Source organism: Faecalibacterium sp. I4-3-84 (genome assembly GCF_023347255.1).
Lineage (GTDB): Bacteria > Bacillota > Clostridia > Oscillospirales > Ruminococcaceae > Faecalibacterium > Faecalibacterium taiwanense.
This window is the reverse complement of sequence record NZ_CP094466.1, coordinates 2,059,680-2,080,399: the sequence shown is the minus strand read 5'-3', so window position 1 is coordinate 2,080,399 and position 20,720 is coordinate 2,059,680. Positions and strand designations below refer to the sequence as shown.

The 20,720-nt window shown below is 57.6% G+C and carries 20 protein-coding genes; 16 read left to right on the top strand and 4 right to left on the bottom strand.

Annotated features, from left to right (window positions below):
• Positions 1-47: 47 nt before the first annotated feature.
• Entirely contained in the window at positions 48-794 is a 747-nt protein-coding gene (locus MTP41_RS10180; protein ID WP_249235462.1) for a J domain-containing protein, read from the top strand.
• Positions 795-866: 72 nt separating this feature from the next.
• Here the strand turns inward: MTP41_RS10180 and MTP41_RS10175 are convergent, their stop codons facing one another.
• The 3 genes from MTP41_RS10175 to MTP41_RS10165 all read right to left on the bottom strand — a co-directional run bounded on the left by MTP41_RS10175 (position 867) and on the right by MTP41_RS10165 (position 3,516).
• A complete protein-coding gene (locus MTP41_RS10175) occupies positions 867-1,796 on the bottom strand; it encodes a hypothetical protein (protein ID WP_120120856.1) in 930 nt (309 codons plus the stop codon).
• Between the two features lie 210 nt (positions 1,797-2,006).
• The gene (locus tag MTP41_RS10170) at positions 2,007-2,681 is read right to left on the bottom strand and encodes a GntR family transcriptional regulator (protein WP_120020733.1); all 675 of its coding nucleotides are present in this window, start codon (positions 2,679-2,681) and stop codon (positions 2,007-2,009) included.
• 199 nt (positions 2,682-2,880) lie between these two features.
• Positions 2,881-3,516: a phosphatase PAP2 family protein gene (locus MTP41_RS10165; RefSeq protein ID WP_249235461.1), complete on the bottom strand. Its 636-nt coding sequence runs from the start codon at positions 3,514-3,516 to the stop codon at positions 2,881-2,883.
• A 147-nt stretch (positions 3,517-3,663) separates the two neighbouring features.
• Here MTP41_RS10165 and MTP41_RS10160 point away from each other — a divergent pair, with 147 nt between their 5' ends.
• The 7 genes from MTP41_RS10160 (at position 3,664) to mscL (ending at position 10,039) form a co-directional block, all read left to right on the top strand.
• A complete protein-coding gene (locus MTP41_RS10160) occupies positions 3,664-4,575 on the top strand; it encodes an HAD-IIB family hydrolase (protein ID WP_118528671.1) in 912 nt (303 codons plus the stop codon).
• A gap of 211 nt (positions 4,576-4,786) precedes the next feature.
• A complete protein-coding gene (eda, locus tag MTP41_RS10155) occupies positions 4,787-5,749 on the top strand; it encodes a bifunctional 4-hydroxy-2-oxoglutarate aldolase/2-dehydro-3-deoxy-phosphogluconate aldolase (RefSeq protein ID WP_097777424.1) in 963 nt (320 codons plus the stop codon).
• 93 nt (positions 5,750-5,842) lie between these two features.
• A complete protein-coding gene (locus MTP41_RS10150; protein WP_097777423.1) occupies positions 5,843-6,868 on the top strand; it encodes a sugar kinase in 1,026 nt (341 codons plus the stop codon).
• A gap of 19 nt (positions 6,869-6,887) precedes the next feature.
• Positions 6,888-7,736, top strand: coding sequence for a 5-dehydro-4-deoxy-D-glucuronate isomerase (gene kduI / locus MTP41_RS10145; RefSeq protein ID WP_005944042.1), 849 nt, complete (start codon positions 6,888-6,890; stop codon positions 7,734-7,736).
• A gap of 81 nt (positions 7,737-7,817) precedes the next feature.
• Positions 7,818-8,618 (top strand): gluconate 5-dehydrogenase, encoded by an 801-nt coding sequence (locus MTP41_RS10140; RefSeq protein WP_118528677.1) that lies wholly within the window; start codon positions 7,818-7,820, stop codon positions 8,616-8,618.
• A 304-nt stretch (positions 8,619-8,922) separates the two neighbouring features.
• Positions 8,923-9,414: a hypothetical protein gene (locus tag MTP41_RS10135; protein ID WP_044953969.1), complete on the top strand. Its 492-nt coding sequence runs from the start codon at positions 8,923-8,925 to the stop codon at positions 9,412-9,414.
• 172 nt (positions 9,415-9,586) lie between these two features.
• A complete protein-coding gene (gene mscL, locus MTP41_RS10130; RefSeq protein ID WP_249235460.1) occupies positions 9,587-10,039 on the top strand; it encodes a large conductance mechanosensitive channel protein MscL in 453 nt (150 codons plus the stop codon).
• 50 nt (positions 10,040-10,089) lie between these two features.
• Here mscL and MTP41_RS10125 read toward each other — a convergent pair whose 3' ends face one another.
• The gene (locus tag MTP41_RS10125) at positions 10,090-10,455 is read right to left on the bottom strand and encodes a hypothetical protein (RefSeq protein WP_249235459.1); all 366 of its coding nucleotides are present in this window, start codon (positions 10,453-10,455) and stop codon (positions 10,090-10,092) included.
• 114 nt (positions 10,456-10,569) lie between these two features.
• On the opposite strand from MTP41_RS10125, the gene MTP41_RS10120 reads away from it, so the two are divergent.
• The 8 genes from MTP41_RS10120 to MTP41_RS10085 all read left to right on the top strand — a co-directional run bounded on the left by MTP41_RS10120 (position 10,570) and on the right by MTP41_RS10085 (position 20,715).
• Positions 10,570-11,385: a Cof-type HAD-IIB family hydrolase gene (locus MTP41_RS10120; RefSeq protein ID WP_249235458.1), complete on the top strand. Its 816-nt coding sequence runs from the start codon at positions 10,570-10,572 to the stop codon at positions 11,383-11,385.
• Positions 11,386-11,403: 18 nt separating this feature from the next.
• Positions 11,404-12,393: a 3'-5' exonuclease gene (locus MTP41_RS10115; RefSeq protein WP_120020727.1), complete on the top strand. Its 990-nt coding sequence runs from the start codon at positions 11,404-11,406 to the stop codon at positions 12,391-12,393.
• A 155-nt stretch (positions 12,394-12,548) separates the two neighbouring features.
• Positions 12,549-13,139: a TVP38/TMEM64 family protein gene (locus MTP41_RS10110; RefSeq protein ID WP_249235457.1), complete on the top strand. Its 591-nt coding sequence runs from the start codon at positions 12,549-12,551 to the stop codon at positions 13,137-13,139.
• A 418-nt stretch (positions 13,140-13,557) separates the two neighbouring features.
• A complete protein-coding gene (locus MTP41_RS10105) occupies positions 13,558-14,043 on the top strand; it encodes a MarR family winged helix-turn-helix transcriptional regulator (protein WP_243111468.1) in 486 nt (161 codons plus the stop codon).
• A gap of 130 nt (positions 14,044-14,173) precedes the next feature.
• Complete coding sequence (locus MTP41_RS10100; protein WP_249235456.1) at positions 14,174-15,925, top strand: ABC transporter ATP-binding protein; 1,752 nt, start codon at positions 14,174-14,176, stop codon at positions 15,923-15,925.
• Positions 15,925-17,844, top strand: a complete 1,920-nt coding sequence (locus tag MTP41_RS10095; RefSeq protein WP_249235455.1) for an ABC transporter ATP-binding protein — start codon at positions 15,925-15,927, stop codon at positions 17,842-17,844. The genes MTP41_RS10100 and MTP41_RS10095 overlap by 1 nt, the downstream gene beginning before the upstream one ends.
• Positions 17,845-17,987: 143 nt before the next feature.
• Entirely contained in the window at positions 17,988-19,091 is a 1,104-nt protein-coding gene (locus MTP41_RS10090) for a leucine-rich repeat protein (RefSeq protein WP_249235454.1), read from the top strand.
• 172 nt (positions 19,092-19,263) lie between these two features.
• A complete protein-coding gene (locus MTP41_RS10085; RefSeq protein ID WP_337679872.1) occupies positions 19,264-20,715 on the top strand; it encodes a vWA domain-containing protein in 1,452 nt (483 codons plus the stop codon).
• The last annotated feature ends 5 nt before the right edge of the window (positions 20,716-20,720 follow it).

Sequence of the window (20,720 nt, the reverse complement as noted above, 5' to 3'; positions counted from 1 at the left end):
TGCGCGGCACTGTGGCTGCGCGAAATGAGACGTGAGGAAGTATATCCATGAGAGACCCCTATGAGGTGCTGGGCGTTTCGCGCGGCGCAAGCGATGACGAGATCAAAAAAGCATACCGCGCCAAGTGCAAGCGCTGGCACCCGGACCTGAACCCCAACGATCCTACCGCCGAGGAGCACTTCAAGGAAGTGCAGGCGGCTTACGATGCCATTACCAAGGGCGAGACCGGCCCCCAGATGGGCGGAAATCCCTACGGCAGCTACCAACAACAGAGTTACGGCCAGCAGAGCTACCAGCAGCAGGGTTATCAGAACGGTTACGGCGGTTTTGACGGATTCGATGGCTTTGACCCGTTCGGTTTCGGGTTTGGCTTTGGCGGCTACCAGCAGGGTTATGGCCAGCAGGGCGCAAGCTATTCCGGCTCCGACAGCCCGGAGATGCAGGCCGCCCGCAACTTTGTGGCCAATGGCCGCTATGCGGAGGCCCGCCGCGTGCTGGACGGCATGACCGGCCGCAATGCCCGGTGGTATTATCTTTCCTCCCTCGCAAATCAGGGCTTGGGCAACCGCATCGATGCGCTGCAGGATGCCCGCCGTGCCGTGCAGCTGGACCCGGGCAACACCGAGTACCAGATGCACCTGCGCCGGATGCAGAACCCCGGCCAGACCTACCGCACCACACAGGCCACCTACACCAGCCCCGGCGGCCTGATGCAGTGGTGCTGGAGCATGATCCTGCTGAACCTGCTTTGCAACTGCTGCTGCGGCGGCTGGGGCTTCCGGTTCCGCATGTGATCCCGTTTTTCTCATAAGATACAGCAAGACCCCGTACCTTCTGGTGCGGGGTCTTGTTTTTGCTTTACGACATCACTTTACGGTGATGTTGCGGCTGATCTTGCTGCAGGAGTAATTGCCGCCGATCTCTGCCGTCTGCACATAGGTGCCCGGCTCTGTGGGCAGCTCGCTGGTGGCATCACAGCCCCAGCCGGACTTCTTGTAGCTGTAGCGGATCTTATCGGTGGGCACCACCTGACCATCCACTTCCAGCACAGCCGCTTCATTGAAGCTCTGCAGCTCTTCGGCGGTCATGGGCTTTTCGGCCTGCTGTGCCCAGTACATGCGCACGCCGTTTGTCTTGGGCTTGATCTTGAACATGGCAAAGCCTGCGGTGTTCATATCGCTGCTTTCCAGCGCCAGTGCACCGGCCACATAGTTGCCGGCATCCACCGGCTGCTCGTCCAGATAAATACGGCTGAACGCGCCCTCCGGCAGATACTTGCGGATCAGGTTCAGCGCAAGGCGCAGGCCGTTGGACACCTGATCGATGGTAGGTACATAGAAGTGCAGCACATCCATCACCGAGACGGCCTCATCGGCCACCCGCAGCAGCACGCTGACATCGTTGCCGTCGATCAGCTGCTTGAGGTAGCTGTACACATTGAACTCCTCTGCCTGATCCGGTGTCTTGGACATCTTCTTGGGCAGCGGGATCATCTTGAGCAGCGTGCGGATCTTATCCGACAGCACCAGCGTCACATAGCCATTCGCTTCGCCGCCAACGCCCACCACAACACCGATATACTGGGTATCGGCAGGGTTGGTCTGCACCTCCAGCTTGTAGTTGGAGCCATAAACAAGGTCGCCCGTGGCTTTGAGCCGGATGGAAACCATATCATTCTGCTGCTCCAGCGCTGCATTTTCCTGCGGCAGAGCTGCTGCGGCAAACACCGGCGTTGCTGCCGCGCTGAGCATGAACACTGCTGCCAGTGCAAGAGCTATCAATCGTTTGGCCTTCATTGCTTAAGACCTCCTTATTCTGTAAAGGGATCGCACAGCCACGCCCCACGGCACGCTGCGTCGGGAACCGGCATGATACCATGCCTGTTGTGCCTCGATTTTACCGCAAAACGCTGTTTTGGTCAATAACGTGATTCAAGTAATTCAATTTTTTTACATTTTATGCAAAAAAGAGGAACCTGCCCTCTTCCAGCGGTTTCTCCCTCAAGTTCATTCATCAATAAAATATTCCGGGTGGACGCTGCGGGCCTGCGCCACCGACTGCTTATACCGGCTCAGGTGGCTTTCCAGCGCTTCGCTCACGTCGTCCGCGCTGCCGTGCAGCAGTGCTTCCAGAATTGCCGTGTGCGAGGAGCAGACCGACTTGTTTTCCTCGGTCTGCAGGCTGAACTTGCGGATGCGCTCCACATGCTGCAGGCTGGCCAGCATGTGGTCGTAGTGAGCTTCCATGCCGCACAACTCAAAGGATTTGCGGTGGAATGCATTATCCAGCTCCAGCATACGGGCAGTGCGGTCCGGCTGGCTCATATCCGCTTCCAGCTCACGGTATGTCTCAATGTTGCTGCGGTATTCTTCCTCCTGCCGGGGTGTCACATGGCCGCGCAGCCGGTTCAGGATCTCTTTTTCCAGTGTATAGCGGGCAAACTGCTCCATCTCCATCAACTTCAGGTTGATGGGTGCCACATGGGTGCCGCTCTGCGGTTTGATGTCCACCATGCGGGCCAGATTGAGCATCAGCAAAGCCTCCCGCATGGGCGTGCGGCTGATGCCCAGCTCTTCGGCCAGCTCCCGGTCATTCAGCGGATCACCGGGCTTCAGCTCCATCGTGATGATCCGGCTGCGGATAGTCTGGTATGCCGTTTCGCGCGCACTCAGTGATGACATGTGGTCTCTCTCCCTTCAACCTCCGGTGTAAAACAAAAATTGATATACTAGTATTGAAGTTATCAAGACCATATTACCCAACCACAGGGCGGCTGTCAAGTGTAGCTGCAACTAAAAATCGCCAACATTTTTCTCTGTTTTGTCAAGACAGGCCTCATGGCAGCACAAAAGCCCTCCGGGTGAAGGGCTTTTGCTGCGTTTACTTTTTAGCGGAACGGTACACCACCGGCGCCCACACAAAGGCCACGGCCAGACCGCACACCACATCAATGATGGAGTGCTGCTTGGTGAACACGGTGGACGCACAGATCAGTGCAGCCCACACCCAGGCCAGAATTTTCAGGGCCGGGCGCTCCTTTGCCAGCTTGCTGTGGCTGAACGCCATTGCCATGCAGGCCGTGCTTTGGCAATGGATGGACGGGCACACATTGACCGAGGCGTCCGCCCTCCAGATCAGCTGCATGATGCTCATTGCAATGTTGCTGCGGCCCACCGCATCCACTGTGGGGCGGATATCCAGACCGTTGGGCAGCAGCATGTACAGGATCAGGCAGAAGGTCATGCCGGAAAACATGGTCAGGCAGAGCTTATCGTAGCTTTGGGTGTCGCACCACCACAGCAGGGCCGTCACACCAGCCAGCAGCACAAACCAGCTGCAATACGGAAAAATGAACCACTCATTGAAGGGGATCAGATCATCAAGCGGGGCGTGGATGATATATTGGGGATCTTTGATGGTCAGATCCAGCCAGAAGAACCAGATCAGATACACCACCCAGTACAGCTGGAACCACAGGTGCGGGCGGCGCCGGCTCCACAATTGTTTGGGATTCATGGTATTTCTCCTATATTTTCAATGTGATGACGTATGATTATACCACATCACGCCATCTTGCGCAAACCTTTCCGGTGCGATAAAATAAAAAGAGTGTTGTAAACCTGCGCTCTGTTTTTGAGCGTATCTATTATAAAAGGAGCCATTATGTTGCAAAGCTTTCCCCCTGTCCGCCTTGCCGCGCTGGATCTGGACGGCACCCTGCTGAACCGGAACAACGAGGTCACCCTTGCCACCCGTCAAGCCATTGCCCGCGCTGTAGAGCATGGCGTGGTGGTGGTGCCCGCCACAGGCCGCCCGCTGGCCAGCCTGCCGCCTGTTGTGGCAAAGCTGCCCGGCATCCGGTATGCCATCACCTCCAACGGTGCCGCCGTGTGGGACCTTGGCGATGACCCCATGGGTGCTGTGCACAGCCGCTATGCCAATGCCGCCCAGCGCCATACCAGTGAGCCCGCCTGCCTGATGCACCGCCTGATGCCGGCAGAAGTGGCACGGGAAGCTTTTGACCTGTTCCAGCAGTACGATGGCGAGCTGAGCGTATTCAGCGACGGCCTTGCCATCAAGACTCCGGAGGGCATTGCAAAGCTCACCTCCCGCACCGCCCACTTTCTCTCCTCCGAGGCGCGGCAGAACCTGACCGACGGCCGCTTTACCGTCATTCCCGGCATCGAGAGCTGGATGTCCCGCCATGCGCACGAGATTGAAAAACTGTGCATGTTCTTCGACAGCACCGAAAAGACCGCCGCTGCCCTGCCAAAGTTTCAGGCTATCCCGGGCGTGTCCGTGGTGCAGGGTTCGCCGGATAACATTGAAGTGACTGCTGCCGGTGTGGATAAGGGCAGTGCCCTGCTGGCTCTGGCCGACCTGCTGGGCATCCCCCACGAGAACACCCTTGCCGTGGGCGACAGCGAGAACGACCGCGCCATGCTGGAAAAGGCAGGGATCGCCGCTGTTATGGCCAACGGAATGCCCCAGATCAAGGCCATTGGCAGCATTGTGAGCGAAGCCGACTGCGACCACGACGGCGTTGCAGAGCTGTTCGGCAGGCTTGGTATTTGAGCAAACAGGGTCAAAACAGCCCCAATTTTCAGGTCATTCGTCATTTTTGTGCAATGTATACAAGCTCTTATGCAAAACATTGTGCTTGTTGAGCATTTCCAAACTCATTTCCGTCGTTTATACTAATAATATGAGCGCACAGTGGGTGCACCATGCCCAAACGGCAGCCCACGCGCACCAAGAGAGTTCAAACTAAAAGGAGAAATGCGTTATGAATCCCATCGTAGAAAAGGTCTATCAGATCGGCATTATCCCTGTTATCGCTTTTAACAGCGTTGATGAGGCCCTGCCCCTGTGCAAGGCTCTGGCTGACGGCGGTCTGCCCGCAGCTGAGGTCACCTTCCGCACCGCATGTGCTGAGGAGTGCATCCGCAAGATCCACGAGGAGATGCCCGAGATGCTGCTGGGCGCAGGCACTGTCCTGACCACCGAGCAGGCTGACCGTGCAATGGCAGCTGGTGCTTCCTTCATCGTTGCTCCCGGCTTCGACCCCGAAGTCTGCAAGCACGTTATCGACAAGGGCGGCATCATGATGCCCGGCACCTGCTCTGCAGGCGAGATGCAGCAGGCTATGAACATGGGCTGCGAGGCCCTGAAGTTCTTCCCCGCTGAGGCAAACGGCGGTGTCGGCATGCTGAAGAACATCGGCGCTGCCCTGAAGAGCGCACGCTGGATGTGCACCGGCGGTGTCAACGCAAAGAACGTCAACGATTATCTGGGCTACGACCAGATCTTTGCTGTGGGCGGCACCTGGATGTGCAAGAGTGACGTGATCAAAGCCGGCGACTGGGCAAAGATCACTGCTCAGAGCAAGGAAGCTGTTGACACCATGCTGGGCCTGAAGCTGATGCACATTGGCATCAACACCGAGAACGAGGAAGAGGCCATGAAGGTGGCAAACATCATCGGCAGCCTGCTGAACATGAAGGTCGCTCCCGGCAACTCCAGCATCTTCGTCGGCAACAAGGAGTTCGAGATCATGAAGAAGGTCGGCCGCGGCACCAATGGCCACATCGCCATCGGCTGCAACAACGTGGATCGTGCCATCTATCACCTGTCTCAGCGCGGTGCCAAGTTCGATCTGGACAGCAAGGTCGTGAAGAACGGCAAGACCATCGCCTGCTACTTTGCAGACGAGATCGGCGGCTTCGCATTCCACCTGGTTCAGGCCTGAGCTCCGGCCCCCTTATCCGTGAAAGCCCTGCTGCGCCGGGGATGCCCCGCAGCAGAAGGTCATAAACACCTGTAAATAAAAGGAGAATAACCAATGAAAGTCGTTACTTTTGGCGAACTGATGGTCCGTCTGCAGCCGTTCAACTACGAGCGTTTCGTTCAGGCTAACAGCCTGGAGTTCACCTTCGGCGGCGGCGAGGCAAACGTTGCTGTTTCTCTGGCCAACTACGGTCTGGACGCAGCTTTCGTCACGAAGCTCCCCGCACACGCAATCGGTCAGGCCGCTGTCAACAGCCTGCGCCGTTACGGCGTTGACACCAGCATGATCACCCGCGGCGGCGATCGCGTTGGCATCTACTACAACGAGAAGGGTGCTTCTCAGCGTGGTTCCGTCTGCATCTACGACCGTGCCAACAGTGCCATCCAGCTGGCTCAGCCCTCCGACTTTGATTGGGATAAGATCTTCGAGGGCGTGGACTGGTTCCACTTCACCGGCATCACCCCGGCTCTGGGCGAGAATGTCGTCGAGATCTGCCGCGAGGCCTGCAAGGCTGCTAAGGCTCACGGCGTGAAGATCAGCTGCGACCTGAACTACCGCGGCAAGCTGTGGACCCGTGAGCAGGCCCGCGCTGCCATGACCGATCTGTGCCAGTACGTTGACGTGTGCATCTCCAACGAGGAGGACGCAAAGGACGTGTTCGGCATCGAGGCCGAGGCTACCGATATCTACGGCGGCAAGCTGAATGCCGAGGGCTACAAGAGCGTGGCTAAGCAGCTGGCTGACAAGTTCCACTTTGAGAAGGTCGCTATCACCCTGCGTGAGAGCCACAGCGCCTTCGACAACGGCTGGAGCGCTATGCTGTACGATGTTGCTTCCAATGAGTACTGCTTCTCCAAGAAGTACGACCTGCACATCATCGACCGCGTTGGCGGCGGCGACTCCTTCGGCGGCGGCCTGATCTACAGCCTGCTGACCGGCAAGACCACTCAGGAAGCTGTTGAGTTCGCTGTTGCTGCTTCTGCTCTGAAGCACTCCATCGAGGGCGACTACAACATGATGACCGTGTCCGAGGTCGAGAAGCTGGCTGGCGGCGACGGTTCCGGCCGTATTCAGCGCTAAGAGCAGGGAGGAGTCCAGAATGGATATCCGCTACTCCTGCAACCAGAAGGATTTCAAGCGCTATACCACCGAGGAAATGCGGGACGAAATGCTTATCACCGGCCTGTACAAGGCCGATGAGGTCGTTGCTGTGTACAGCCATGTGGACCGCATGGTCACGCTGGGCTGCATGCCGGTGCACGAGACCGTGTCCATCGACAAGGGCATCGACGTGTGGGCAAACTTCGGCACCCACTACTTTCTGGAGCGCCGCGAGATCGGCATGTTCAACATCGGCAAGGATTCCACCGGTATCGTGGTGGCCGACGGCGTAAAGTACGAGCTGGGCTATAAGGACTGCCTGTACATCACCAAGGGCACCAAGGAAGTCACCTTTGCTTCCGCCGACCCGGAGCATCCCGCCAAGTTCTACATGGTATCCGCTCCCGCACATTGCTCTTACGAGACCCGCCTGATCAAGATGGCCGATGCAAACCATCGTCCTCTGGGCAGCGTCGAGACCTGCAATAAGCGCACCATCAATCAGTTCATCCACCCGGATGTTCTGAAGACCTGCCAGCTCAGCATGGGTATGACCGAACTGGAATCCGGTTCCAACTGGAACACGATGCCCAGCCACACCCACGAGCGGCGCATGGAAATTTATACCTACTTTGAACTGCCCGAGGGGCAGGTGGTGTTCCACATGTGCGGCGAGCCTACCCAGACCCGCCACATCGTGATGCACAACGAGGATGCTGTCATCAGCCCTTCTTGGAGCATTCACAGCGGCGTAGGCACCTCGAACTATACGTTTATCTGGGCAATGGGCGGCGAGAACATGGAGTTTGACGACATGGACAACATCGCTACCACTGACCTGCGCTAAAAAGCACCATACACAAGCCCCGTACCGGGTCCACCGGTACGGGGCTTTTTGCTAAAAATTTAACTTGAGAAGGAGAACATCATGGATCTTTCCGCTTTCAACCTGCAGGGCAAGGTGGCTCTGATCACCGGCGGTGCCCACGGCATCGGTTTTTCCATCGCCGAAGGCATGGCCAAGTGCGGTGCCGCCATCTGCTTCAACTGCTCTTCCGAAGCAAGCCTTGAAAAGGGCCTTGCAGCATACAAGGCAGCCGGCATCGACGCACACGGCTATGTGGCCGACGTGTCCGATGAGGACGCTGTGAACGCCATGGTTGCAAAGATCAAGGCCGAGGTCGGCCCTGTGGACATTCTGGTAAACAATGCCGGTCTGATGAAGCGCGTGCCCATGACCGAGATGAGCCACGCCGACTTTATGCGGGTCATCGATGTGCATGTAGGCGGTGCCTTCAACTGCTCCAAGGCCGTTCTGCCGGACATGATGGAAAAACGCGAGGGCAAGATCATCAACATCTGCTCCATGATGAGCGAGCTGGGCCGCGAGACCGTCTCCGCCTACGCTGCCGCCAAGGGTGCACTGAAGATGCTCACCAAGAACATTGCCTCCGAGTACGGCGAGTACAACATCCAGTGCAACGGCATGGGCCCCGGCTACATTGCCACTGCCCAGACCGCACCTCTGCGGGAGGTGCAGCCGGACGGCAGCCGCCACCCCTTCGACCAGTTCATCACTGCCAAGACCCCCGCAGGCCGCTGGGGTGAGCCGGACGACATGGTGGGCCCCTGCGTGTTCCTTGCAAGCCACGCTTCCGACTTTGTGAACGGCCAGATCCTGTACGCCGACGGCGGCATTCTGGCTTACATCGGCCGCCAGCCCAAGTAAAGCCATTTGGGCACTGCGTCTTCTTCAACCTTCCGACCAGACAGCTCTGTGCAGACCAAGATCTGCATGGGGCTGTCTTTTTACGAAGCGGCAAGCGGCCTTTCCTACAAAACTTTGCTTCATGTGAACTCATGTTAAAATGTTCCAATTTCATGTCGAATTGGTAACAGTTCCTGTTTCGTCGTTGAAAATGCACACAGGCGTCTTGATTTTTTGTCGAAATTCCCGTATAATCGTCTTCATCATCCATCACACCCTGTTGGTTGATCTGAATACGAAGTAAATTCAAAGGAGTATATTTCACATGAAACTCAAGAACATTGCGATCGTTGCTGCCGCTGCAGCACTGGCTGTTGGCATGACCGCCTGCGGTTCTTCTGCATCCTCCACCGCCGCTTCCTCTTCTGTGGCTTCTTCTGCTGCCGCTTCTTCCGAGGCTGCAAGCTCTGAGGCTGCTTCCAGCGAAGCTGCTGAGCCCACCACCGCTGAGTACACTGTGTACAACACCACCGGTTCTACCGTCACCGAGCTGTACCTGTACGATGCAGGCAGCGACGAGAAGGGCGACAATCTGGCCGGTGAGAACGGTCTGGCTGACGGCGAGAACATCGTCATCACCCGCGACGTGGAGGCTGACAAGCAGTCCGACGTGACCTACATTCTGGAGTTCACCACCGAGGACGGCCAGACCCAGAGCTTTGAGACCCTGCACTACGAGGTCGCTCCCATCTCCCTGCTGAGTGTGGATGCCGCTGCAGGTGCTACCCCCATCGCTTTTACTGCACCGGAAAAGTAAAAACTGTTTCATCCTTGCAAAACGGGAAAGTCTGCAGGACTTTCCCGTTTTATTTTTTTCCAAAAGAGGGCTGAGGCTGTCATTTTCCCTTGCAATCACGCCAAAAATTCGCTATCATAGAAGCAAATACGTTTCCTTGCGGCATAAAGGGAGTAAAGGAGTGGATTTTCTTATGGCAGAAAAAGAAGTGAAAGGCATCAAAAAGTTTTTTGAAGAATTCAAGGCCTTCGCCATGCGCGGCAACGTGCTGGATATGGCAGTCGGTGTTGTGATCGGCGGTGCGTTCACGGCCATCGTCAACTCGCTGGTGGGTGATATCATCAACCCCCTCATCGGCCTGTTCTTCAACGCAGATTTCTCGGAAGTGGGCATCCATGTGGGTGATGTGATGATCGGCATTGGTGCATTTATCACCGCCATCATCAACTTCCTGATCGTGGCCTTTGTGCTGTTTGTGGTCATCAAGACCATCAACGCCCTGCACAAGAAACCTGCTGAGCCGGAAGCTCCCGCAGAGCCCACCACCAAGGTGTGCCCCTACTGCCAGAGTGAGATCTCTATCAAGGCAGTGCGCTGCCCCCACTGCACCAGCAAGCTGGAGGGCTTCCCGGAGATCAACAATTAAATTTTGAATGGCCTCCGCTTTGCTCTGGCCATATTCAGCGGAATCATTTTCTAAATTACAAATCGGGAAAGTCTGCGGACTTTCCCGATTTGTTTTTTCACCCGCGGAGCCGCAAAGGCAAACAGCATAATCAACGCAAAACCTCCCTGCCCGGCCGCAGTCGCTGCGGTTCCAGAGCGGGGAGGTTTTACTTTATCCGGGAAAATGTGGAAGTCGGCCTCGGTCACAGCGCCGTTGTTGTCCACGGTGTCCTTGTAGAAGCGGGCAGACTGGATCTGGGCAGTGCCCATGCCGTCGCCGATGAACAGGAAGATGTACTTGGGTTTCTGGAACAGGCCCAGCAGGCAGTTCTCCTCGTCGGCTGCGGCATCCGCGCCAACGTAAAAAGCCGGAAAGGGATGTAAAATCCTGCTCAAGTGCCACCACTTTTTCCACAAACGTCTCTGCAAGGGTTGAAAGATGATGGCATTTCATTGTACAATAAGAGAGTAAGTGCTTTTTTACCTTTATATAAATTGAGAGGATTTTATATGGCAGAGATCAAAGTTCTGGCACTGGATCTGGATGGCACCCTGACCAACAGCCAGAAGGAAGTTACACCCCGCACCCGCGCCGCACTGGATGCCGCAATTGCAAAGGGTGTCACCATCGTGCTGGCATCCGGCCGTCCCACCGCGGGCGTGCTGCCGCTGGCAAAGGAACTGGGGCTGGATAAAAAGGGCGGCTGCATCCTTTCCTACAACGGCGGCAAGATCATCGACTGCCGCACCGGCGAGACTTTGTACCAGAAACAGCTGGATGCCCAGTACGTACCCGAGCTGTGCGCCTTTGCCGCCGCACAGAACGTGACCATTATCACCTATAATAAAGAGGGCGTTGTCACCGAGCACCCGGACGACAAGTGGGCACTGCGCGAGTGCTTTACCTGCAAACTGCCCATGACCGGCGTGGACGATCTGGCCAAGTATGTGGATTACCCCATCTGCAAAATGCTCATCACGCTGGACCCCGCCCGCCGGGACGAGGTGTGGGCCGCCGGCAAAAAGCAGTTTGACGGCCGCATCGACCTGTACCCCTCCAGCCCGTTCTTTATTGAAGCCGTGCCGCTGGGCGTTGCCAAGGACGGCAGCCTTGCCGCCCTTTTGGAGCACATGGGCCTTGGCCGCGAAAACCTGATGGCCTGCGGCGACGGCCTGAATGACCGCTCCATGATCGAGTACGCCGGTGTGGGCGTGGCCATGCAGAACGCTGAAGAGCCGGTAAAGACCGTGGCCGACTATGTGACTGCCGCCGACAACGACCACGACGGTGTGGCCGAGGCTGTGGAGAAGTTTATTTTAAAGTAACGAGAGGAACGCAAAACAATGCCACGCAATCTGGTTTTATTTGATCTGGAATGGAATATCGGCTACCAGCCGTATACCTTTAATTACCATGGCGTGCAGCAGACCTTCCGGGGCGAGATTGTGGAGATCGGTGCCGTGAAGATTGACGAGGATGCCAACGTGCTGGACACCTTTTCCATCCATCTGCGGCCCCGCATCTTCCGCAAGCTGCAGCATCACATTGCTAAAGTCACCGGCCTGACGCAGGCCGATCTGGACAAGGGTGAGCCCATCGTGCAGGGCCTGCGCCGCTTTATGCAGTGGTGCGGCCCGGATGCCGAATTTGCCGAGTGGGGCATGGATGACGTACCGGTGCTCAAGCAGAACCTGTACCTGTGCAACATCGACGAATCAAAGCCCACCGTCTGGTACGACCTGCAGCAGGTGTTCCTGCGGGAGCATCCCCGCAAAGAGGGCGAGGGCATGACGCTGGAAAGCGTCGTCACCCGCTTAGGGCTGCCCATGGAGCGGCAGTTCCACGATGCCCTTTCCGACACGCTGTACACCGCCGATGTCTGCCGGATGCTCGACCTGCGGGCCGGTCTTGCGGCCTACCCCACTGAGGAGGAATCCCTGCGGGCCAGCCTGTGCCCCACCCCCGGCGATTACCGGGATTTTGAGGTCTTCCGCGGCTATGTGGAGCAGTACACCTGGCGCACCGACCCCAAAATTTACACCATGAGCTGCCCGGAGTGCGGCGCACCGCTCAAGCCCGATGATGTATGGTTGAAAAAGGGCAGCAACAGCTGGTACACCCTGAGCCAGTGCCCCCACTGCGCCGGCAGCAGCAATGCCGCAGGCAAGGGTGTGTTCCAGCGCTACAAGCTGGCCCGCCGCGACGGCCTGCACTGGAGCTACGCCCGCTGCCTGCAGATCCCGGACGATGCTTCTCTTGCCCGGTGGGAAAAGCAGCGCACCGCCCAGCTGGAGCGTATGAAGGCCCGCGCAGAAAAGCAGGCTGCGGAGTAAAACAGCACCGGCAGCTTCGTAGTATCCCAAGGAGACTGTGCACAGGGCAAAAAAATGTCGCTTTGTGTTCATGCTTGTGTCATACAATATGGATATACTACGGATAGAGGAACCTGCGGATGGGAAAGCGCAGGCGGAAGGGATGGATGTGCACAATGAACTTTTGGCTGCGCCAGCTGGGAACGCTGGAGTTCTGGGAAACTCTGCTGGACAGTTTTGGCAACCTTGGCCCCATTGCCCCCATCACGCTGGCCATGGTGGAGTCGTTTTTTCCGCCGCTGCCGCTCATTGCCATTGTGGCGCTGAATGTAGCGGCTCACGGCAGCATTCTGGGTTTTCTGTACAGCTGGGCCGGTGTGGCACTGGGTGGCAGCATCATGTTCCTGTTCTGGCGGCGGGTGGTCAAGCGCTTTTTCTGGAAGTTTGCCTCCCGCTCGCCCAAGCTGGAAAAGGCTCAGCAGTGGGTGAACCGCTTTGACACTTCGTCGCTGTTCATGCTCATGCTGCTGCCCTTCGCGCCAAGCTCCTTTATGCATCTGGCCTTTGGCATCTCGGACTTTGACGAAAAGCGCTATCTCATTACCATGCTGCTGGGCAAGGGCGTGATGATCGCCATGATGGCAGTGTTTGGGCAGTCGCTGGTCAGTTCCATGAAGAACCCGGTGTATCTGGTGCTGGCCGTTCTGCTGTGGGGCGGGATGTACTGGGTGAGCAAACAGTTCTGTAAAAAACACAATCTGGAATAATAATTCAGAATGCCCTCCACATTCGCTCTGGGCATATTTAGCGGAAAAATATTTTTATAATAGGGCAACAGCAGACAGCCTGCGGGCTGTCTGCTGTTGCATTTTCACAGTAATGGCCCAAAAGGTAAACTCCATCTGTTGCGCTTATTTCCTTCGGAAATGACCGCGTAACCGGAAAATATGCCGCTTGCAACTACGGCCCCTTCCGTGAAAAAGCAAACCAGCCAAGCCCGCAGGCTTGGCTGGTTTGCAATATAAAAAATAATATTTCATTATTTTATGCCCAGAGCAAAGCGGAGGGCATTTAAAATCGTTCCCTTCCCCTTGACATTCACTTTGACTGCTGTATAATATGTATGCTATCAAACAGTTTTATTTGAAACTGTTCAATGCCAAAACAACCATGAAGGACAAAACCATGATGTGTGACGAAACCAAAAACGAGTGCTGCAATCACGCCGATCCCCCTTGGGAAGGCCCACAGGTCATCCCGGCGCAGATCCGCCGGGTGGACAACCTGATCTTCCGCAAGATCAACCAGTTTGCCCGCGAAAATGACGTGGAGCAGGCCACCCCCATGCACGGGTGGATCATTGGGTATCTCTACCGCCACCGGGACACCCCCGTGTTCCAGCGGGACATTGAGCGGGAGTTTTCCATCACCCGCTCCACCGTGACCAACATCCTGCAATTGATGGAGCGCAAGGGCTATATTGAGCGGCGCAGTGTTCCGCAGGACGCCCGGCTCAAGCAGCTGGTGCTCACCGAAGAGGGCATCTGCTTCCACGAAAAGACGATGCTCTGCTTCCACCAGACCGACGACTATGTGGCCGGGCTGCTGACAGCGGAGGAAAATACCGAGCTGCTGCGGCTTTTAAACAAGCTGCGGGAAGCGCTGCAGTAATGCAGTTTGCTAAATTTTGGGTTGTTAAATTAGTAATTATGAACATTTTTTGAAACGTCTTGACAATTAAAATGTTTTGTATAAAATTGTTCTGTACCAAACAAATAAAAAGTAACAGGAGGGAACTCAGATGATCAAAAAGTTAGTGTCGCATCTGGGCGAGTATAAACGCGCCGCAGTCCTGACACCGCTCTTTGCCGCTCTGGAAGCCGTGATGGATGTGCTTTTGCCCACCATCATGGCCTTTATCATCGATCAGGGCATTGAAAAGGGCGATATGAACGCCATCCTCAAGTACGGCCTGCTCACCTTTCTGGTGGCTGTGGTCGCGCTGGCGCTGGGCGTTCTGGCCGGCAAATACGCCGCCGAGGCATCCACCGGCTTTGCCGGCAACCTGCGCGATGCCATGTATGAGAACATCCAGCATTATTCTTTTTCCAACATTGATAAGTTCTCCACTGCGGGCCTTGTCACCCGTATGACCACCGACGTGACCAACGTGCAGAACGCATTCCAGATGATCGAGCGCATGTGCGTGCGCGCCCCGGTGCATCTGGTGTTCGCCCTGTTCATGGCCGTGATGATCGGCGGCCCGCTGTCACTGATCTTCGTGGTGGCTGTGGTCTTTCTGGTGGCGGTGCTGGCAGGCATCATGGTGCCCACCTTCCACATCTTTGACCGGGTGTTCAAAAACTACGATGCCCTGAACGCTTCCGTGCAGGAAAATGTCTCCGCCATCCGCGTAGTGAAGAGCTTCGTGCGCGAGGGCTTTGAAAACGAGAAGTACACCAAAGCCTGCCAGAGCCTGTACGACCAGTTTGTGAACGCTGAGAGCCGCCTGAGCTTCAATAACCCTGCCATGCTCACCGCCGTTTACGGCTGCAACATCGCCCTGAGCTGGCTGGGTGCCAAGTACGTTCTGCATGGCGCCATCACCACCGGCCAGCTGAACGCTCTGTTCGGCTACATCATGAACATCCTCATGGCCCTGATGATGCTGAGCATGGCTTTTGTCATGATCTCCATGTCTGCCGCTTCCGCAAAGCGTATTGTGGAAGTACTGGACGAGACCACCGACCTGCACCCCGCAAAGCAGCCGGTGCAGCAGGTGAAGGACGGCGGCATCGAGTTCGAGCATGTCACCTTCAAGTATAAGCACGGCAGCGGCCAGCCGGTGCTGAATGATATCACCTTCAGCATCAAGCCCGGTGAGACGCTGGGCATCATCGGCGGCACTGGCAGCGCAAAATCCAGCCTTGTGCAGCTGATCCCCCGCCTGTATGATGCCGAGACCGGCACCGTGAAGGTGGGCGGCGTGGATGTGCGCGACTACAACCTCGACGTGCTGCGCCGCGAGGTGTCCATGGTGCTGCAGAAGAACGTGCTGTTCAGCGGCACCATTCTCGATAACCTGCGCTGGGGCGACGAGAACGCCAGCGAGGAAGAGTGCATCCGTGTGGCAAAGCTTGCCTGCGCCGATGAGTTCATCGAGCGCTTCCCGAACAAATACAATACATGGATCGAGCAGGGCGGCTCCAACGTGTCCGGCGGCCAGAAGCAGCGCCTGACCATCGCCCGCGCCCTGCTGCGCAAGCCCAAGGTTCTGATTTTGGACGACTCCACCAGCGCCGTGGATACCGCTACCGATGCCAAGATCCGCAAGGCATTCCGGGAGGAGATTCCCGGCACCACCAAGATCATCATTGCACAGCGCATTTCCTCGGTGCAGGATGCCGACCGCATCCTTGTGCTGGATAACGGTAAAATCGATGGTCTGGGCACCCACGAAGAGCTGCTCAAGACCAACGCCATCTATCAGGAAGTTTACAACAGCCAGACCCAGGGCAGCGGCGACTTTGACAAACAGGGAGGTGAACAGTAATGGCTCAGGCAAAAGAAGTTCGCGGCCCCGGCCCCCGCATGGGCGGCCCCCGGCCCAAAGTGGAAAACCCGGGCAAGCTGCTGAAGCGCATCATGGATGAGGTATTCCGGCACTATCTGCCCCATTGCATCCTTGTACTTGTCTGCATCGTGGTCAGCGCGCTGGCAAACGTTCAGGCCAGTCTGTTCTTAAAGACCCTGATGGACGATTACATCGTGCCCATGACCCAGCAGCAGGACCCGGATTTTGCCCCGCTGGCTGCGGCTCTGCTGCGGGTAGGCATCATCTACGTTATCGGCATTCTGGCCGCATGGCTCAACGCCCGCATCATGGTCAACGTGACGCAGGGCACCCTGCGCAACCTGCGCACCCAGCTGTTCACCCACATGGAGAGCCTGCCCATCAAGTATTTTGACCAGCATCCCCACGGCGACATCATGTCCGTGTACACCAACGACGTGGATACCCTGCGCCAGATGCTCAGCCAGAGCATCCCGCAGCTGGTGTCCAGCGCCATTACCATTGTTTCGGTGTTCTTCAGCATGTGCATGCTCAGCTGGCAGCTGACGATCGTTACCATGCTGATGGTGGCGCTGATGATGTTCTGCTCCAAAAAGATCACCCAGCAGTCCGGCAAATACTTCATCCAGCAGCAGCGGGATCTGGGCAAGTTGAACGGCTATATCGAAGAGATGATGGAGGGCCAGAAGGTCGTCAAGGTGTTCACCCACGAACAGAAGGCTCTGGCCGGCTTCCGCGAGCTGAACGACCAGCTGAAGGACAGCGCCAACAAAGCCAACAGCTTTGCCAACATCATGATGCCGGTCAACGCCCAGCTGGGCAATATCAGCTATGCCGTCTGCGCGCTGGCAGGCGCAGCCATGGCCGTGAGCGGCATGGGCGGCACGACCCTTGGCACGGTGGTGGCTTTCCTGAGCCTGAACAAGGGCTTCAACATGCCCATCAGTCAGGTGTCCATGCAGGCCAACAGCATCATCATGGCTCTGGCCGGTGCCGAGCGTATCTTCAAGATGATGGACGAAGAGAGCGAGACCGACGAGGGCTATGTCACGCTGGTCAACGCCAAGTACGACCGCAACGACCAGCTGGTGGAGACGGACGAGCGCACCGGCCTGTGGGCATGGAAGCACCCGCACCACGACGGCACTACCACCTACCACAAGCTGGAAGGCAGCATCACCTTTACCGATGTAGACTTTGGCTATGTGCCGGAAAAAACCGTCCTGCACGATATCAACCTGTATGGCCGTCCGGGCCAGAAGATCGCCTTTGTCGGCTCTACCGGTGCCGGTAAGACCACCATCACCAACCTCATCAACCGGTTCTACGACATTCAGGACGGCAAGATCCGCTACGACGGCATCAACATCCACAAGATCAAAAAGGCCGATCTGCGCCGTTCTCTGGGCATCGTGCTGCAGGACACCCATCTGTTCACCGGCACGGTGATGGAGAACATCCGCTACGGCCGGCTGGATGCCACCGATGAAGAGTGTATCGCCGCCGCCCGCCTTGCCAACGCGGATGGCTTCATCAAGCGCCTGCCGGAGGGCTACAACACCATGCTCACCGGCGATGGTGCCAACCTCTCGCAGGGCCAGCGCCAGCTGCTGGCCATCGCCCGTGCCGCCGTGGCAGATCCCCCGGTGCTGATCCTGGACGAGGCCACCTCCTCCATCGATACCCGCACCGAAGCGCTGGTGCAGCGCGGCATGGACGGCCTGATGTACGGCCGCACCAGCTTTGTCATTGCGCACCGCCTGTCCACCGTCCGCAATGCAGACTGCATCGTGGTGCTGGAGCAGGGCCGCATCATCGAGCGCGGCAGTCACGACGAGCTGATCGCCAAGAAGGGCAAGTATTACCAGCTGTACACCGGCAATCTGGCCGAAAACTAAGCGTTTTTCTGCCTTCTCAAAAGAGCCGCCGTACCGGCACACCGCCGTGCGGCGGCTCCTTTTCTCTTCTCCGCTCTGGACAATCACCCCCTGTTCGCGGTATACTGAACCTTGAATGAATTGCAGGAAAACGAGGTCAGAACATGGCATATCCGGAAAACGCCCTTACATTGGACATCCTGCCGCTTTCGGCAGACACAGCCCGGCTGGTGCGGGTGTACGGCACAGAGCCGTGTATCGCGCTGCCCGGCACCCTGCCAGCACCGGAGGGCGGCAGCTTTGCTGTTACCGAACTGGGCGACTACTGCTTTTCCGAAAAGCCGCGCAGCCTGCCTGCGGCAGACAAGACCTGCCGCTACGAGGCGGCCCCGAACGGCACGGCGCGGCTGACTCGGGCCTTTGGGCAGGCGGTAGGCGGCACCTGCCGCCGGTACGACTTCGACTTTGACGCGCCCGCTGCCGGCTCGGATGCAGACGACCTGCACCCGGTGTGTGGGAACTTTCTCGAAGAGCTGACCCTGCCGGACAGCTTACAGGTCGTCGGCAGCTGCGCATTCTACAACTGCCGCAAGCTGCGTCTGCTCACGGTGGGCACGGGCAGCCTGACCATGGGCAGCGATGTGTTTTTGAACTGCTTTGCGCTGGAGACCATCCGGGTGCAGGCAGGCCCTGAAGAACCTACCGGCCTGTTTGCCCTTGTGAACAACATCACCGAAGCGGTGCGGGCTGAGTTTTGCCCTGCCGGTACAGCAGCCCCGCTGGCGGCGCTTTGGTATCCCGCCTACTGGGAGGATATCGAGGAAACCCCCGCCCACATCCTTCTGCACACCTTTTCCGGCCAAGGATATCATTACCGGCAGTGTTTTTTAGAGAACAAATTCCTCCCCGCAGAATACGACGCGATCTTCCCGCAGGGCCACGATGCCGACGATGCCAATGTGATGGCAATGCTCTGCTTTGACCGGCTGCGGTATCCGTGGCAGCTGACCGAAGCCGCTGCCGGGCACTACCGGGCATTTCTGGCAGCCAACACAGGCCGGGTGCTGGCCCGCCTGCTGAAGGCGCAGGACAATGATGCCGTGCGTGCACTCATTGCGCTGGATGTGCTGGACAAAGACGGCTTTGCCGAAGCTTCAGCCCTTGCCGCCAAGGCTGGGAACGCCGCTGCCGCCGCTCTGCTGGCGGATGCGGAGCACAAAAAGTATGTTCCTCAGCCCAAAAAGCAGCGGTACGATTTTGATTTTTAAACAGCAGAAAACTCCTTCCGTCGCACTTCGTGCGCCAGCTCCCTCTAAGAGGAAGCCTTTGGCAGTAAGGGTAAGCTTCCGGTTTCGCCAGAGGCCCCATCCCTGAGGGGGCTGGCATCGCGCAGCGATGACTGGGGGAGTTTGCAGCGAGGCTGAGAGGGTTCTAAGTGAGGTGACACTTTTGCCCCAAACGATCCAAAAAGAAAAATTTTTTGACCCGCGCAAGCCGTTCCAGTCCCAGCGGCCGGAGACCCACGAGGAGTGGCAGGCACGCATGGGCGGCGAGGTGCTGGCGGTGGTGCGCAGCGGGCTGTATCTGGACTTCCGCTTTCTGGATATGGCGCTCAGTGCCTTGTCCCCCGCCCCGGACGAGCGCTGCCGGGTGCTGGCTACGGACGGTCAGGTCCTGTTTTATCAGCCCAGCCACCTGCTGCGGCTCTATCAGGACAATCCAAAATATCTCAACCGGTTGTATCTACACACCATATTCCACTGCGTATTCCGGCATTTGTGGCTGAAAGGCCGCCGGGAGCCGCAGCTGTGGAGCCTTGCCTGTGATATCGCAGTGGAAAACGTTATCGACAGCCTGAACCGCACCAGCGTCAAGCGCCCGCTGACCTATGTGCGCCAGAACGCCTACCAGCAGATCACCGCCGAGGAAACCGTGGTGGCAGCCGCGCCGGTGTATCGGTGGCTCACCCGGCAGACCCCCGGTGTGCTGCGCCAGCTGGAGCGGGAGTTCGTGACCGACGACCACCGCCTGTGGCCCAAGGACGCTCCCGACCAGCCCCAGCAGATGCCCACGCCGCTGCCCCAGAAAACGTGGCAGAAGATCGGGGAGCGGATGCAGACAGAGCTGGACCTACGGGATAAGGAAGCCGGGGACGGTGCCGATGCCCTGAAGCAGCAGGTAAAAGCCGCCAACCGCAGCCGCCGCAGCTACCGGGATTTTCTGCGCCGGTTCTGCGTGCTGCGGGAGGAAGTAAAGCTGGACCCGGACGAGTTCGACCTGAACTTCTACACCTACGGCCTTTCGGTGTACGGAAACCTGCCCCTCATCGAGCCTCTGGAAAGCCGGGAGAGCAAAAAGATCGAGGAGCTGGCCCTTGTCATCGACACCAGCTACTCCACCTCCGGTGAACTGGTGCGGGCGTTCCTTGCGGAGACCTACACTCTGCTGAAAGGACAGGAGAACTTTTTCCACCGGATGAACCTGCACCTGATCCAGGCCGATAACGCCATCCGGCAGGATATCCTGATCCACAATGAGGACGAGCTGATCCACGCCATGAACCACTTTGAGCTGCGGGGCGGCGGCGGAACAGACTTCCGCCCGGCCTTTGAATACGTGAACCAGCTGTGCGCCGAGAAGAAGTTCTCCAACCTGCGGGGCCTTTTGTACTTCACCGACGGCATGGGCACCTACCCCGCCAAGCGCCCGGCCTACGACACCGCTTTTCTGTTTCTGGGGGAGCGGTTCGACGATGCCAATGTACCGCCGTGGGCCATGAAGGTGGTTCTGGATGAAGAAGAATTTACCGGTGCAGCAGCCCGCCCGCAAAGCACCCTTGCCGACGCGCTGGCCGAAGAGGACGACCTGTACCGTGACCTGAACAATTCGTGAGGGAA

Coding starts and splice junctions, on each gene's coding strand:
- kduI (WP_005944042.1), top strand. CDS start 6,888: ATGGATATCCGCTACTCCTGCAACCAGAAGGATTTCAAGCGCTATACC.
- MTP41_RS10095 (WP_249235455.1), top strand. CDS start 15,925: ATGGCTCAGGCAAAAGAAGTTCGCGGCCCCGGCCCCCGCATGGGCGGC.
- MTP41_RS10165 (WP_249235461.1), bottom strand. CDS start 3,516: ATGAATCCCAAACAATTGTGGAGCCGGCGCCGCCCGCACCTGTGGTTC.
- MTP41_RS10150 (WP_097777423.1), top strand. CDS start 5,843: ATGAAAGTCGTTACTTTTGGCGAACTGATGGTCCGTCTGCAGCCGTTC.
- MTP41_RS10100 (WP_249235456.1), top strand. CDS start 14,174: ATGATCAAAAAGTTAGTGTCGCATCTGGGCGAGTATAAACGCGCCGCA.
- MTP41_RS10175 (WP_120120856.1), bottom strand. CDS start 1,796: ATGAAGGCCAAACGATTGATAGCTCTTGCACTGGCAGCAGTGTTCATG.
- MTP41_RS10170 (WP_120020733.1), bottom strand. CDS start 2,681: ATGTCATCACTGAGTGCGCGCGAAACGGCATACCAGACTATCCGCAGC.
- eda (WP_097777424.1), top strand. CDS start 4,787: ATGAATCCCATCGTAGAAAAGGTCTATCAGATCGGCATTATCCCTGTT.
- MTP41_RS10135 (WP_044953969.1), top strand. CDS start 8,923: ATGAAACTCAAGAACATTGCGATCGTTGCTGCCGCTGCAGCACTGGCT.
- MTP41_RS10110 (WP_249235457.1), top strand. CDS start 12,549: ATGAACTTTTGGCTGCGCCAGCTGGGAACGCTGGAGTTCTGGGAAACT.
- MTP41_RS10115 (WP_120020727.1), top strand. CDS start 11,404: ATGCCACGCAATCTGGTTTTATTTGATCTGGAATGGAATATCGGCTAC.
- MTP41_RS10120 (WP_249235458.1), top strand. CDS start 10,570: ATGGCAGAGATCAAAGTTCTGGCACTGGATCTGGATGGCACCCTGACC.
- MTP41_RS10140 (WP_118528677.1), top strand. CDS start 7,818: ATGGATCTTTCCGCTTTCAACCTGCAGGGCAAGGTGGCTCTGATCACC.
- MTP41_RS10105 (WP_243111468.1), top strand. CDS start 13,558: ATGATGTGTGACGAAACCAAAAACGAGTGCTGCAATCACGCCGATCCC.
- MTP41_RS10090 (WP_249235454.1), top strand. CDS start 17,988: ATGGCATATCCGGAAAACGCCCTTACATTGGACATCCTGCCGCTTTCG.
- mscL (WP_249235460.1), top strand. CDS start 9,587: ATGGCAGAAAAAGAAGTGAAAGGCATCAAAAAGTTTTTTGAAGAATTC.
- MTP41_RS10180 (WP_249235462.1), top strand. CDS start 48: ATGAGAGACCCCTATGAGGTGCTGGGCGTTTCGCGCGGCGCAAGCGAT.
- MTP41_RS10160 (WP_118528671.1), top strand. CDS start 3,664: ATGTTGCAAAGCTTTCCCCCTGTCCGCCTTGCCGCGCTGGATCTGGAC.